Consider the following 13,660-nt stretch of genomic DNA (forward strand, 5'->3'; position numbering starts at 1 on the left):
GCAGGTATTTAAATGCGAAAGAGTACAACTTATAAAAAGAGGGAAAAATAGTCTTTCCCTCCGATTTAGATGTGCTATTTGCTTTTTTTCATAATAGATTGATCAAGGTAACCCATCACAAATGCGGATAAAACAAATGTTAAATGGATAATGACATACCACATTAATTTGTTATCAGGGATATTCTGTGAGTTCATAAAAACTTTTAACAAATGGATTGATGAAATGGCTACGATAGAAGCAGCTACTTTATTTTTTAATGAGGTTGCATCCATCTTACCTAACCAACCCAATTTTTCGCTATTCTCAGGGATATTGAGCTGGGAAACAAAGTTCTCATAGCCTGAAAACATCACCATTACGAGTAAACCACCGACTAACGCCATATCAATTAATGATAATAGTATCAGAATTAAATCTGCCTCAGGGATTGAGAAAATATTGGGGATCACATGCCATAGTTCTTGAAAGAACTTAATCGTTAATGCAAATAGAGTCAGTGATAGGCCAAAGTAGATAGGGGCAAGTAACCAACGTGATGCATACAGCGTCTTTTCAAACAATTTTTCCATATAAACCTTTTACTGTGTGATGAATTAATCGTGTTAAAAGTAAACTCGTCTATTTTAGCGAGTCTAAATTCAGACTGCGATATTTAGTTTGGTTATGAAGATATAATCACTGAGAAAAACGTATTATTATGGTTTAGTGGCGTTTAAGATAAGTGATAGATAAACATTTAGCCTCACAATTCCTTTTGTTATTTGTTGCGTTATACTGACATTCGAATTAGGTTTGGGTAACGATTATGATCATTGCGAGTAAGGTATAAAACTCGCGGCGATAACAACATGGAAGAAAAAGGTATTTATTGATGTTGCGATTTCGTCATAGGCTAAAGAAACTTAAAAAAATTAAAATGTTACGTCGTCAACGAGCTCGCGATCGTTTTTTTTACAGTGAAAATAGAATAACCAATATGAAAAATGTGAAAGTCGTCGTACTAACTGGGGCGGGTATTTCTGCTGAATCAGGCATTCAAACTTTTCGTTCTTCGGATGGTTTATGGGAAGAACACCGCGTTGAAGATGTGGCAACACCGGAAGGGTTTGCTCGTGACCCACAATTAGTGCAGCGTTTTTATAATGAACGCCGCCGCCAACTTCAACAAGAGAATATTAAACCAAACCCTGCACATTATGCTTTAGCGCAATTAGAAGATTTGTTAGGGGATAATTTTCTGCTAGTGACTCAAAATATCGACAATTTACATGAGCGTGCGGGTAGTAAGCGTATTATTCATATGCACGGTGAGTTATTAAAAGTCCGGTGTAGTTGGTCAAATCAGGTATTAGAGTGGAAAGAGGATTTATCCACAGATGAACGCTGCCATTGTTGCCAATTTCCTCAACCGCTAAGGCCGCATATAGTTTGGTTTGGTGAGATGCCATTAGGTATGGATGAAATTTATCAGGCTATTGAGAATGCGACACTCTTTATCGCAATTGGCACGTCTGGTCACGTCTATCCTGCGGCAGGTTTTGTGCATGAGGCAAGGCTAAATGGTGCACATACTGTCGAGCTAAATTTAGAGCCAAGTCAGGTTGAGAGTGAATTTGAAGAAAAACATTATGGTTTGGCTAGTGAGGTCGTGGTTGATTATGTGAAGCATCTTATTGCCGAACTGACGATGGCGAGTGAAAGCAAGATTTAACACGCGATTTAATGAAGGGGGGTAAAACCCCTTCATCATATCACTTTCTTGCATGGCGTGATGTTAGACGTTTTCATCTAACATAGCAGGCATCGTAATCTCTTTTACACAAGTTGCGTTACTCGTACTTAAAACAAACTTGACGGCATTAAGGACGTCTTGCAAGGGGATTAATGCACCTTCAGTGCGTGAAATAACGTCATCGACAGGCACTGATAGGGGGTATTCCGTTGCTAAATAACCGAGATTAATCACAGAAATAGCTATTTTATCTTGGCGTAATGTCTCCCTTAGCGAGTGAACAATACCGCGTAGTGCATACTTTGAGGCAGAAAAAGCCACTTCATGAGCGTTATGGTTATCTAATCCCCACGTTGAGCCAATTAAGATAATTTTGCTATTTTGGCCAAGTCGTAAATTAGGCAACATTGCCTTGAGGTGCAAGATACAGGCACTGATATTGGTTTGGATCATCGTGAGCAGTTCAACATCATCCGTTGATTCAAATCGATAATCGTCGGTGAACGCATATTTTTCCCAAATGCCGACATTATAAATTAGGCAATCAATCGGGCTATCTTGCAGGGTGCTCTTTACGGTTTGTACAGAATTCGTTTCCGATAAATCAGCTTGGATCCAATGAAAATTGTTATTGGAGAAAGAAGGCATAGAGCGAGAAACGCCATAAATAGTATCTTGTGCGGTAGGAATACCTTCAATTAATGCTTTTCCCAACCCTTTACTGACACCATAAACTAAAAATTTTCTTGTCATCGATATTCTCTTTATTTTAAGCTGAATGAAATAGATACCGTCGCGATGGTTTGCCTTGCATAGATAATAATAGAGGAATAAAAATAATGCTATTGGGAAGTATAAGCTTTAATTCAGCGATGGCTAAAATAAATAATAGGCAAAGTTAAACAGTTGACTAAAAAATAATAATCCCCTGATAACTGGATAATAATAAGTATAAAAATAGTTTTATTTTGTTGAATGCTGCTATCAAAAATAGGGTTAGGCGATTTATTTTATGGAATTTATTATTTGTTATTAGATATAAATAAATATGCTTATGATAAATATGTTCTGACTAAGAACAAATAATTATTTCTGTTTATCAGAGTAACTCGATAAAGATTAAGGACGGTTAGTTCTTAATGCGAGATAAATATGAATGTCTTAATCATTTCAGGTAGCCCCGCGCTAAAGTCGCGTTCATCAGCATTGCTTGATTATGCTCAACAATGGCTGAGTCAGTTTAATTTGATAATTCAACGGATAAGTGTGAATGAATTTGATGCGAGTGTGCTGTTACAGGGTAAATATCAACATGCACAAATTCAAAAATTTATCCAACAAGTCAAAGAAGCTGACGGTATTATTATTGCGTCGCCGGTTTACCAATCCTCATACAGCGGCGTACTTAAAGCTGTGATAGACCTATTACCTCAACGCTCTTTATTACATAAAACAGTATTACCCATCATGACAGGGGGGAGTGAACATCATCAGCTAGCATTAGATTATGCCTTTAAACCATTACTTACCGCATTGAAAGCAGAAGAGATTATTAGTGGCATCTATACTAGTGACCAGCATTTTCAGTATTCAGAAAATACGCATCAATATCTTATTTCCCAAGAAATAATTGAGCGACTAAATAGTAATTTACAGGCTTTTTATCACACGTTAAATAAAAATTATTTTCAGCATATTAACTATCAGACTCAATTACCATTAATCAATGAAATGAGGCTTTAAGTATGGGCTACTCACGTATTGTTATTTTGAGTTGGTTAGTGCCACTGAGTTTATTAATCGTTTGGCAATTTTCAGTCAGTACAGGTTGGCTTTCGAGCCGAATATTACCTGAACCTCTACAAGTTTTTAGTGCGGGGTGGAACCTTATAAAAAATGGTGAACTTTGGGAGAACTTAGGAATTAGTGCATTACGTGCGGGCATTGGATTTATTATTGGCAGCTCAATCGGATTAATATTGGGATTAATAACAGGACTTTCTCGATTAGGTGAACTCTTATTAGATAGTTCCATTCAAATGATCCGTAATGTGCCCCATTTAGCACTAATTCCCTTGGTGATCCTTTGGTTTGGTATTGATGAATCGGCAAAAATATTTCTTGTCGCACTAGGAACCTTTTTCCCAATTTATTTGAATACGTTGCATGGTATTAAACATCTCGACCATAAATTAATTGAAATGGCAAAAAGCTATGGTTTACACGGTTATAGCCTATTTCGCCATGTTATTTTTCCGGGAGCACTACCTGCAATATTTGTAGGGGTACGTTTTTCATTGGGCTTGATGTGGCTGACATTAATTGTTGCAGAGACGATTTCGGCTAATGCGGGGATCGGCTACTTAGCGATGAACGCTCGCGAGTTTTTAAGAACGGATATCGTGGTTTTCACCTTAATTATTTACGCCTTATTAGGAAAAACAGCCGATACACTCACCTATTTACTCGAAAGAGTTCTACTTCAATGGCATCCCAAATGGCATAAAAAAGAGGTCACAGCATGATAACGAAAACACAATGTTTTGCAGCCAATACGGGGATCCCAATTCAATTAGAGAGCGTGATAAAAGGCTTTAGGGGAAATAACGTCTTACGGTCACTCAATTTTGCTATCCCCGCTGGGCAATTCGTGACCATCGTGGGGCACAGTGGTTGCGGAAAAAGTACCTTATTACGTTTGTTGGCTAATTTAGATTCGCCAACATCAGGGGAGATCACCGTGGCAAAACAGCCTTTATCCAATTTTCATGGGGATATTCGCATCATGTTTCAGGAGCCTCGGCTCTTACCTTGGAAAACGGTGATTGAAAATGTGGCGCTTGGGTTAAACAGAACGTCGCACAATGAGGCACTTAAGGTGCTAGCCTCCGTGGGTCTGTCAGACAAGGCGGGTGAATGGCCAGAAGAACTTTCAGGAGGACAAAAACAACGAGTCGCTTTAGCGAGAGCATTAATCCATCAGCCTCGTTTGTTACTACTCGACGAGCCTTTTGGGGCATTGGACGCCTTAACACGTATGGAAATGCAACAACTGCTGATCAAATTATGGCACCAGTATCAATTTACGGTGGTTTTGGTCACGCATGATATTCATGAAGCAGTATGGACCTCGGAGCGAGTATTGATGCTAAAGGAAGGGATGCTGCATCTGGATATTAATATCAACGAAAACTACCCCAGAAACTTAACCAATGCCTTTTTAATTGATTTGGAATCACAAGTACTCAATGCGTTGACTGAGCGAAAGTTTGCTTGATCACTGAAAATAAGGAATCTCAAGATGACGATACAACAAAAACTGCAATTGTTTTGGTTTTTACCAACGCAAGGGGAAGGGCGTTATTTAGGAACTCAAAAAGGCGGTCGAGCAGTCACACTCCAATATTTACAGCAGATTGCGATTGCAGCCGATAGCCTTGGTTTTCATGGTGTCCTGATCCCGACAGGAAAAAGTTGTGAGGATCCGTGGATAACGGCGGCATCCTTACTCTCAGTCACTCAAAAATTACGCTTTTTAGTCGCGGTGAGACCCGGCTTACAGTCACCGACATTGGCGGCTCGAATGACATCAACATTGGATAGGCTCTCTGACGGTCGTGTGTTAATCAATGTGGTGACAGGTGGTGATCCTGTTGAAAACAGAGGCGATGGTATTTTTTTAAATCACAGTGACAGATATAAAGTAACTAAAGAGTTCCTTGATATATACAGACGCCTTATGAGAGGGGAAGCGGTTGATTATCAGGGTGAACATATACAGGTCGAAGATGCCAGTTTGCTATTTCCTCCGGCACAACCATACGGGCCTCCTCTCTATTTTGGCGGGTCATCACCAGAAGCAATGGAGATTGCCGCTGAACAGATTGATACCTATTTAACATGGGGAGAGCCACTTGCGGAGGTTAGTGAGAAAATTAATGCGGTGAAAAGACATACTCAAGCTAAAGGGAATCATGTGGAATTTGGTATTCGGTTGCATGTGATTGTGCGAGAGACGGAGCAAGAGGCCATTGATGCCGCCAACCGCCTTATTTCACACATTGATGATGAAACAATTGCCAAGGCGCAATCGGTCTTTTCTCGGATGGACTCCGCCGGCCAAAAACGCATGCAATCATTGCACAGCGGTTCAAAAGATAACCTTTTCATTGCCCCTAATTTATGGGCGGGGATTGGCTTGGTGCGTTCTGGGGCTGGTACAGCTTTAGTGGGCGATCCTCAGCAAGTTGCGGCACGTATCAGGGAGTACCAATCGCTTGGGATCAGCAAATTTATTTTTTCAGGGTATCCACACTTAGACGAAGCCCATCAATTTGCAGAATTAGTGATGCCGCTGTTAGTGGATAAAGAGGCCGCGGTATCACCGCAACACGTTAGGTCACTTGGTGAAACGATCGGTATCCACATGCGACCAAAGCAGGCAGTGTAGGGTAATAGCCTCACTATTTTATTCGATTCTTGCCAATAATTATTGTTGGCAATGCAACACTATTTAGCGTGTTAGGAGAGCCTTGGTGAAAAAGTTTATTTTATTGATGGTATTGTGGGTTATGTATACCTTTACCAGTTTTGCTTATTCAGAAACGAAAGTGATTAATATTGGGTATCAGAAAGCGAATATTTTAGCATTGCTTAAATATCGAGGAACGCTAGAGCCGGTATTTAAAGAATATAATGTGAATGTTCGCTGGATTGAGTTTCCAGCAGGCCCTCAAATGCTAGAAGGCTTAAATATTGGCAGTATTGACCTTGCGGCAACAGGGGATGCACCACCAATATTTGCTCAGGCGGCTCAAGCAGATTTTGTATATTTAGGCCATTCACCCAGTAACCCTCAATCAGAAGCGATTGTCGTACCTAAAAACTCGCCCATTCAATCCGTAAGTGATTTAAAAGGCAAGCGGGTTGCCTTAAATAAAGGCTCCGATGTTAACTATTTGCTAGTTGCTGCCTTACAGCGGGCCGGATTGAAATATAACGAAATAACGCCAGTTTATTTACCACCATCAGATGCCAGAGTGGCTTTTGAACAAGGTGCTGTCGATGCATGGGCGATTTGGGACCCTTTTTTAGCAGAAGTTGAAACAAGCTTGCCTGTACGTGAAATTGTGAATGGGGAAAATTTAGCTTCTCACTATACGTTTTTCCTTGCTAGTCGGCAGTTTGCTGAAAAACAACCACAATACGCTGAAGCGATTATTACGCAATTGAGCCAGCAAAGTGAGTGGGCAAATGCCAACCCGCAAGCAACGGCTGCAATTTTGTCTGCATCAACGGGGCTCGATAAAAAAATATGGTTAAAAGCGTTACAACGCACAAATTATGGTTTTATTCGTATGAGTGATAGTGCATTTTTAGAGCAACAAAATATTGCGAATATCTTCGCGAAGATACGTTTAATACCTGTTGCTATTGATGTCAAAAAGGCACAATGGAAAGTAGAAGCTAATGCAAATAAAGCCTAACTTTATCAACAATAAGCCATAACAAGATAAATTTTATTAAATATTGATAAGGCGACAAAACTTATCAATAAGTGGTACTCGATTTATCTTATCAGTATTATTTTATCGGAAATAAGCCACCATTAGCCCCAAAGGTGATTTAAAACAAGAATTGTTCATACGTTCTTTCTCATAATAATCTTATTGATACTTGGGGGAATTACGTATGGACAAACTTTTAGAGCGGTTTTTTGAATATACTGCTTTTGATACACAATCAAAATTAAATGCTAAAACAATACCTAGTAGCACAGGCCAGCTAAAATTTGCTCGTGCACTGGTCAAGGAACTAAGAGAGCTCGGTTTTGAAGATGTCGCCCTTTCAGAGCAGGGGTGTGTGACCGCTTGTTTATCTACGAATGTTGATTGGGATGTTCCTACTATTGGTTTTATTTCACATTTAGACACTTCCCCAGATTGCTCTGGTAAACATGTTTCCCCCCAGATTTTAGAAAATTATCGAGGTGGTGATATTGCTTTAGGCATTGGTGATGAGGTGCTATCTCCGGTGATGTTTCCTGTATTGCATGAGATGATCGGCAAAACATTGATCATGACAGATGGTAAAACCTTACTTGGTGCGGATGATAAAGCAGGTATAGCAGAGATAATAACCGCATTTGTGCGTTTAAAGGCCAATAATGTGCCACATGGTAAAATTTGTCTTGCCTTTACTCCTGATGAAGAGATAGGGCGTGGTGCTCAATATATTGATTTAAATGTCTTTGACGCACGCTGGGCTTATACCGTTGATGGGGGGGCGGTCGGTGAACTCGAGTATGAAAACTTTAATGCCGCGAATGTAGCGATAAAAATCGTGGGTAATAATGTACACCCAGGTACGGCAAAAGGGGTGATGGTGAATGCGTTAACACTGGCAAACCGTATTCACGCTGAATTACCGAGAGAAGAAACACCGGAAAATACCGATGGTTACGAAGGTTTTTATCACCTGAACTCCATGAAGGGGACAGTTGAAAAAGCAGAAATGAACTATATTATTCGTGACTTTGATAGCCAAAAATTTGAAGAGCGTAAGAAAAATATTATCCGTATTGCAGAAAAAGTAGGGCAGGGATTACACCCAAGCTGCTACATTGAACTGACTATCGATGATAGCTATTACAATATGCATAAAGAGGTAATGAAACATCCACATGTTATTGAAATAGCTCACCAAGCCATGAGAGATTGCGGTATTGAACCTATCGTGAAGCCGATTCGTGGTGGAACCGATGGCGCTCAACTGTCATACCGAGGCCTACCTTGCCCGAATATTTTTACGGGTGGCTATAACTTTCATAGTAAGCATGAATTTATTACCCAAGAGGGTATGGAGCAGGCTGTAAGCGTGATAATGCGTATTGTTGAGTTGACGGCTGAACGTGCGCGCAATTAAACCGTAGGCGTAGGCTAAGAGTCTGCACCTTATGAATTCACCATAAGGTGCAGAATGATATTATTGATTAGTCATCAAAGTACCAATAACCACTATTGATGAGCGCAGTCATTAACGCAATGAAATTCACGTCATCAATTGCATCACCAAGCTGCTGAGCATTCACCGCGTCATAACGGCATAGGCTATCTGCCGCAGCATAACAAGTCGTTTCTAAGCATTCACCATTAACAAAGAATTGATCGCCGACACGTAATGCCCTGAGGCCATTGAGTTTATACAAGGTCTCTTGCTGTGTTTTAAGCAGATCGTACACCTCATCTTGCTCATAAGGCGGCTCTGGCGGTGCAAGGTCTAGCTCATGGCGTGATTGTGAAATAAATTCACCGAGCCATTTACGGAAAAGCTCAGGGTCGTGGAGCATGGACTCCATCATTTCACGTAACTTGATTTGTTCGCCCTGCAAGATTTCAGCTGGGTTATCTCGGAATGAGAGGTCAGGGTCACTATAGCGGTAGCTCCCCAAATCATTGGAAATCAAATAATCCGCAAAGCTACTAATAAGCTCACGGGTATTCGGTGCACGGAAGCCAACAGAGTAGTTGAGAGAAGGCTCAATGGCGTAACCTTCATGTGGGAACCCAGGTGGAATATACAGAATATCCCCCGGCTCCATCTCTTCATCAATAATGGCATCGAATGGTTGCACTTGCAGAAGATCAGGGTGAGGGCAGTGTTGTTTCATCGGCACTTTTTCACCAACGCGCCAACGCCTACGACCTTCACCTTGAATGATAAAAACATCATATTGGTCTAAATGTGGGCCGACACCGCCGCCAGGAACAGAGTAGGAGATCATTAAGTCATCCATTCGCCAGTCAGACAAGACTCTAAAGGGTTTCATCAACGCCGCGCTGGGATGATGCCAATGGTCAACGGCTTGTACTAGGATAGACCAATTATCTTCGCCTAAGTGGTCATAACTTTCAAAAGGACCATGAGCAACTTCCCATAACCCTTCTTTATGGCTGACTAAACGGCTGTCAACCTCATCTTCCATCGCCAGTCCCGCGAGTTCATCAGGCGAGATAGGATCAATAAAACGTGTAAAACCATTTTTAATGAGTAAAGGGCGTTTCTGCCAATGACTATCCAGAAAACTCTGCCAGTCAAGATTCAGTTTATAATCCATCTTATTGTCCTGCGTTAACATATCTATTGATAGTATACCTGAATTTGCCGCCATAGCAGGGGTTAAACAAGCGCGATGATCACAGATTAATTATCTTGATTCACTTCTTGCCGACGAAAAGTTACTTCCACTCGTGCACCACCGAGCGGGCTGTCACTGATCGTAATATCGCCATCATATTGGTCAATAATTTCAACGGCGATAGATAAGCCAAGGCCTTGACCGGGCCTTAAGGTATCAACACGTTGCCCCCGCGCAAAAATAAGGTTACGTTGGCTTTCGGGTACACCGGGGCCATCATCATCGACAGTGATCACCAAATGGTCATCCCCAACACGGGCGGTCACTTCGACGAACTCAAGGCAGTACTTACAGGCGTTTTCCATTATGTTGCCCATCACTTCCATAAAGTCATTCGGCTGGCCTAGCCAAGTCACTTCAGGCGAAATATCAACGGTAATCGAGACACCTTTATTTTGATAAACCTTATGTAAGGCGCTAGCAAGGCTATCGAGCAAAGAGGGAACTGAGGATATCTCGCGCAACATAAGGTTATTGTCACCTTGAGCAGAAGCCCGATGCAAGTAATAACCCACTTGTTGAGAAATACGACCAATTTGCTCAAGCATCACAGGCTCTGCTTGCTCAATCGTCATCTGTTTACCTGTTCTTAGTGAACGCAAAGTGGACTGTAAAACGGCAAGAGGAGTTTTTAGGCTATGGGTTAAATCAGAAAGCGTGGTGCGATATTTGCTATAACGCTTACGCTCGTTAGTCAGCAAATTATTTAAGTTTCGAACCAAGCCACGCAACTCATAAGGTGGATTTTCATCCAACATCTCGCGTTCACCTTTTTCTAGGCTACTAATTTGTGAAACGAGCGATTTAATGGGGCGCAAGCTCCAATAAGCGGCGAGCCAAAGTAGAGGGATCACTAAAATAAGATTAGCAAGCAGTACATAGCCAAACCATTCCCAGACTAACCCCGTTTTTTGTAAGTCCTGAGGCAATGTATCAACGACCACAATAGTCAGCGGTGGGAGATTTTCTGTCGCACCATATTGATTGACGGACACTGAGTGGGTTAGCGGCTCGTCATTATGGTTCATATCATCAAGTTTACTGTTAAATTCAGGGTTGTTTTGTAACAATAGGCGAGTTTCACCGATATCAGTGTCAATTTCATACAACCCTTCTTTTTTTAACCAATCACGGCGAATGAGGTTTTCGACGTTAGGCATTTCCCGTTGGCGCCATAGGACCTGCCCGTTTTCATTGTATATTATGATTAACGTTGGATTATTTAAGGTGAAATTAGGCGGCACGCGAATATCAATTTTGTTATTTTGCCACTGCACTAAACTATAAATAAGATTGCTTTGGCTACGTAACAAGGTATAGGTCGTTTTATCAAAACTAATTAAATAGCCTAATATGGCGACAATACCATAGGAGAGCGTTAGGGCGAGGATCACCGCTGAGGTCGCACACAAAAAGCGTGCCCTCAGGGATAAAGGCTTAAATTTAAATTTCTTTAGCCGCATATTAGCCATTCACATCAAAACGATAGCCTTGCCCACGGACAGTCACTATCACGTCATTAGCATGAAACTGCTGTATTTTTTTACGTAAACGGCCCATTAACACATCAATTGTATGGCTTTCACGTAGCTCAGCATCAGGGTAGAGCTGGCGCATCAACGAATCTTTGCTAACCACTTTCCCATTGTTACGTAGCAAAGTTTCAATAATCGTGTATTCAAAAGCGGTTAATTTAACGGGTTCACCATTTACCGTGAACTCTTTTCTTGATAAATCAATGACGAAGCCATCTAATTCTAATACCTGAGAGGCGAGGCCACTATTTCTGCGCATCAGAGCTTGCATACGTGCAACCAGCTCTTCAAGATGAAAAGGCTTAGTAACATAATCATCTGCACCACTATTGAGCGCTTGGACCTTTTCTTGCCAACTTTCACGTGCAGTTAGTACCAGTACAGGAATGTTGATTTGTGTACTGCGCCAGCGCTTGATCATAGATAAACCATCTTCATCAGGTAACCCTAGGTCGACCATCGCAATATCGGGACAGCTTTCACGTAAAAAATAGTCAGCTTCTTTAGCGTCTTCGGCTGCATCGACTTGATGACCAAGCTCTTTGAGTTGAACCGTTAGGTGGTGACGAAGAAGAGCATTGTCTTCAACGATAAGAATACGCATCTAAAACCTCACATTAAAAAGAGAGAATTGCTCGATATTATTGCAACAAGAATAGCATTAGAAGCTCTATGGTAAAAAGATAAGCGCTTTACAACAAGTGATTAAGTAAACCAAAGGCAAACAAACCCAAGATATGGGCAGAAACAGTAAAAGTAGGCGGGATATTTCCTGCCTACTTTTGCTTAGAGAGAGGACTTAAAAAGGTGAAAATTATTTTAACTCATCAATAAAAGTGACAGCGTAACCAATGTAATTAGCTGGCGTCATCCCTTTCAAGCGCGTTTTTTCTTCTTCTGGAAGGGCAAGTCCGTCGATAAATTGCTGCATGCCTTCAGCCGTGACGCGTTTACCGCGAGTAAGCTCTTTAAGCTTCTCATAAGGTTTTTCAATGCCATAACGGCGCATAACGGTCTGAATAGGCTCAGCAAGTACTTCCCAGTTTTGGTCTAATTCATCGAGCAGGTGTTGCTCATTAACTTCTAATTTATTTAAACCTTTTAGGGTAGATTGATAAGCGATTAGCGAATAGCCAAGACCAACCCCCAGATTACGCAATACAGTCGAGTCAGTCAGGTCACGTTGCCAACGTGAAACCGGCAGTTTGCTCGCTAAATGGCCCAATACTGCATTCGCTAAACCTAAGTTACCCTCTGAGTTCTCAAAATCAATAGGGTTAACCTTATGTGGCATGGTTGAAGAACCAATTTCACCAGCAATGGTTTTTTGTTTGAAGTGATTCAGTGCAATGTAGCCCCAGATATCACGGTCAAAATCTAACACAATGGTATTAAAGCGTGCGACACAATCGAACAGCTCGGCAATATAATCATGCGGCTCGATTTGCGTGGTGAATGGGTTCCAAGTAATATCTAAAGAAGTGACAAATGTTTCGCTAAACTCGTGCCAGTTAACTTCTGGGTAAGCTGCGATATGCGCATTATAGTTACCAACCGCACCATTAATTTTACCTAAGATCTCAACTTGCTCTAACTGACGGTATTGGCGCTCCATACGGTAAGCAACGTTCGCAAACTCTTTACCGATTGTTGACGGTGTTGCCGGTTGACCATGGGTACGTGACAGCAAAGGTAGGTGACGATATTCCTGAGCCATTGCTTTAACTTTGTCAATAATTTGACGCCATTGTGGCAGTAGCACTTCTTCTCGCGCTGTTTTTAGCATCAGCGCATGAGATAAGTTGTTAATGTCTTCAGAAGTACAGGCAAAGTGAATAAATTCAGAAACAGCGTGTAATGCAGGTACCTGCGCCACTTTTTCTTTTAGAAAGTACTCGACGGCTTTCACATCATGGTTAGTTGTACGCTCGATCTCTTTAATGCGCATAGCATCTTTTTCGCTGAAGTTCGCAACAATTGCATCTAGGTAAGCGTTTGCGTCATCATCAAATGATGGAACTTCTTTGATTTGAGCGGTTGCCGCCAGTTTTTGTAGCCAGCGAACTTCAACTTGCACGCGAAATTTCAGTAAGCCAAACTCACTAAAAATAGTGCGTAGTGCGCTGACTTTATCACCGTAACGGCCGTCAATCGGGGATACAGCGGTCAGTGAGGATAATTCCATTGGTAGCA

At 41.4% G+C, this 13,660-nt stretch carries 13 protein-coding genes; 7 read left to right on the plus strand and 6 right to left on the minus strand.

The features are described from left to right. Positions 1-74: 74 nt before the first annotated feature. Complete coding sequence (locus PR709_RS01395; RefSeq protein WP_004920804.1) at positions 75-572, minus strand: TIGR00645 family protein; 498 nt, start codon at positions 570-572, stop codon at positions 75-77. A gap of 305 nt (positions 573-877) precedes the next feature. Between PR709_RS01395 and cobB the strand changes: the two genes are divergently transcribed. Beyond that, on the plus strand, positions 878-1,714 hold the full coding sequence (gene cobB, locus PR709_RS01400) for a Sir2 family NAD+-dependent deacetylase (protein ID WP_080997986.1): 837 nt from the start codon (positions 878-880) through the stop codon (positions 1,712-1,714). 63 nt (positions 1,715-1,777) lie between these two features. Here cobB and PR709_RS01405 read toward each other — a convergent pair whose 3' ends face one another. Then, positions 1,778-2,488: an SDR family oxidoreductase gene (locus PR709_RS01405; RefSeq protein WP_272570690.1), complete on the minus strand. Its 711-nt coding sequence runs from the start codon at positions 2,486-2,488 to the stop codon at positions 1,778-1,780. Positions 2,489-2,887: 399 nt separating this feature from the next. Between PR709_RS01405 and ssuE the strand changes: the two genes are divergently transcribed. The 6 genes from ssuE (at position 2,888) to pepT (ending at position 8,659) form a co-directional block, all read left to right on the plus strand. Beyond that, the gene (gene ssuE, locus PR709_RS01410) at positions 2,888-3,478 is read left to right on the plus strand and encodes an NADPH-dependent FMN reductase (protein ID WP_004920800.1); all 591 of its coding nucleotides are present in this window, start codon (positions 2,888-2,890) and stop codon (positions 3,476-3,478) included. 2 nt (positions 3,479-3,480) lie between these two features. Further along, positions 3,481-4,260: an aliphatic sulfonate ABC transporter permease SsuC gene (gene ssuC / locus PR709_RS01415; protein ID WP_004920799.1), complete on the plus strand. Its 780-nt coding sequence runs from the start codon at positions 3,481-3,483 to the stop codon at positions 4,258-4,260. Further along, positions 4,257-5,012 carry an ATP-binding cassette domain-containing protein gene (locus tag PR709_RS01420; RefSeq protein ID WP_076914074.1) on the plus strand — a complete coding sequence of 252 codons (756 nt, stop codon included), beginning with the start codon at positions 4,257-4,259 and terminating at the stop codon, positions 5,010-5,012. The genes ssuC and PR709_RS01420 overlap by 4 nt, the downstream gene beginning before the upstream one ends. A 24-nt stretch (positions 5,013-5,036) precedes the next feature. Then, the gene (ssuD, locus tag PR709_RS01425) at positions 5,037-6,185 is read left to right on the plus strand and encodes an FMNH2-dependent alkanesulfonate monooxygenase (RefSeq protein ID WP_272570691.1); all 1,149 of its coding nucleotides are present in this window, start codon (positions 5,037-5,039) and stop codon (positions 6,183-6,185) included. Between the two features lie 106 nt (positions 6,186-6,291). Further along, the gene (locus PR709_RS01430) at positions 6,292-7,221 is read left to right on the plus strand and encodes a sulfonate ABC transporter substrate-binding protein (protein ID WP_004920794.1); all 930 of its coding nucleotides are present in this window, start codon (positions 6,292-6,294) and stop codon (positions 7,219-7,221) included. 205 nt (positions 7,222-7,426) lie between these two features. Beyond that, the gene (pepT, locus tag PR709_RS01435; protein ID WP_150375610.1) at positions 7,427-8,659 is read left to right on the plus strand and encodes a peptidase T; all 1,233 of its coding nucleotides are present in this window, start codon (positions 7,427-7,429) and stop codon (positions 8,657-8,659) included. A 67-nt stretch (positions 8,660-8,726) separates the two neighbouring features. Here the strand turns inward: pepT and PR709_RS01440 are convergent, their stop codons facing one another. The 4 genes from PR709_RS01440 to purB form a co-directional block, all read right to left on the minus strand. After that, a complete protein-coding gene (locus tag PR709_RS01440; protein WP_014656150.1) occupies positions 8,727-9,851 on the minus strand; it encodes a ribosomal protein uL16 3-hydroxylase in 1,125 nt (374 codons plus the stop codon). An 86-nt stretch (positions 9,852-9,937) separates the two neighbouring features. Further along, positions 9,938-11,395 carry a two-component system sensor histidine kinase PhoQ gene (gene phoQ, locus PR709_RS01445; RefSeq protein WP_169342236.1) on the minus strand — a complete coding sequence of 486 codons (1,458 nt, stop codon included), beginning with the start codon at positions 11,393-11,395 and terminating at the stop codon, positions 9,938-9,940. Position 11,396: 1 nt separating this feature from the next. After that, positions 11,397-12,071: a two-component system response regulator PhoP gene (gene phoP / locus PR709_RS01450; RefSeq protein WP_004920785.1), complete on the minus strand. Its 675-nt coding sequence runs from the start codon at positions 12,069-12,071 to the stop codon at positions 11,397-11,399. Between the two features lie 210 nt (positions 12,072-12,281). Further along, entirely contained in the window at positions 12,282-13,652 is a 1,371-nt protein-coding gene (gene purB, locus PR709_RS01455) for an adenylosuccinate lyase (protein ID WP_004920784.1), read from the minus strand. Between the last annotated feature and the right edge of the window lie 8 nt (positions 13,653-13,660).

It is taken from the genome of Providencia sp. PROV267, assembly GCF_028477825.1.
Lineage (GTDB): Bacteria > Pseudomonadota > Gammaproteobacteria > Enterobacterales > Enterobacteriaceae > Providencia > Providencia stuartii.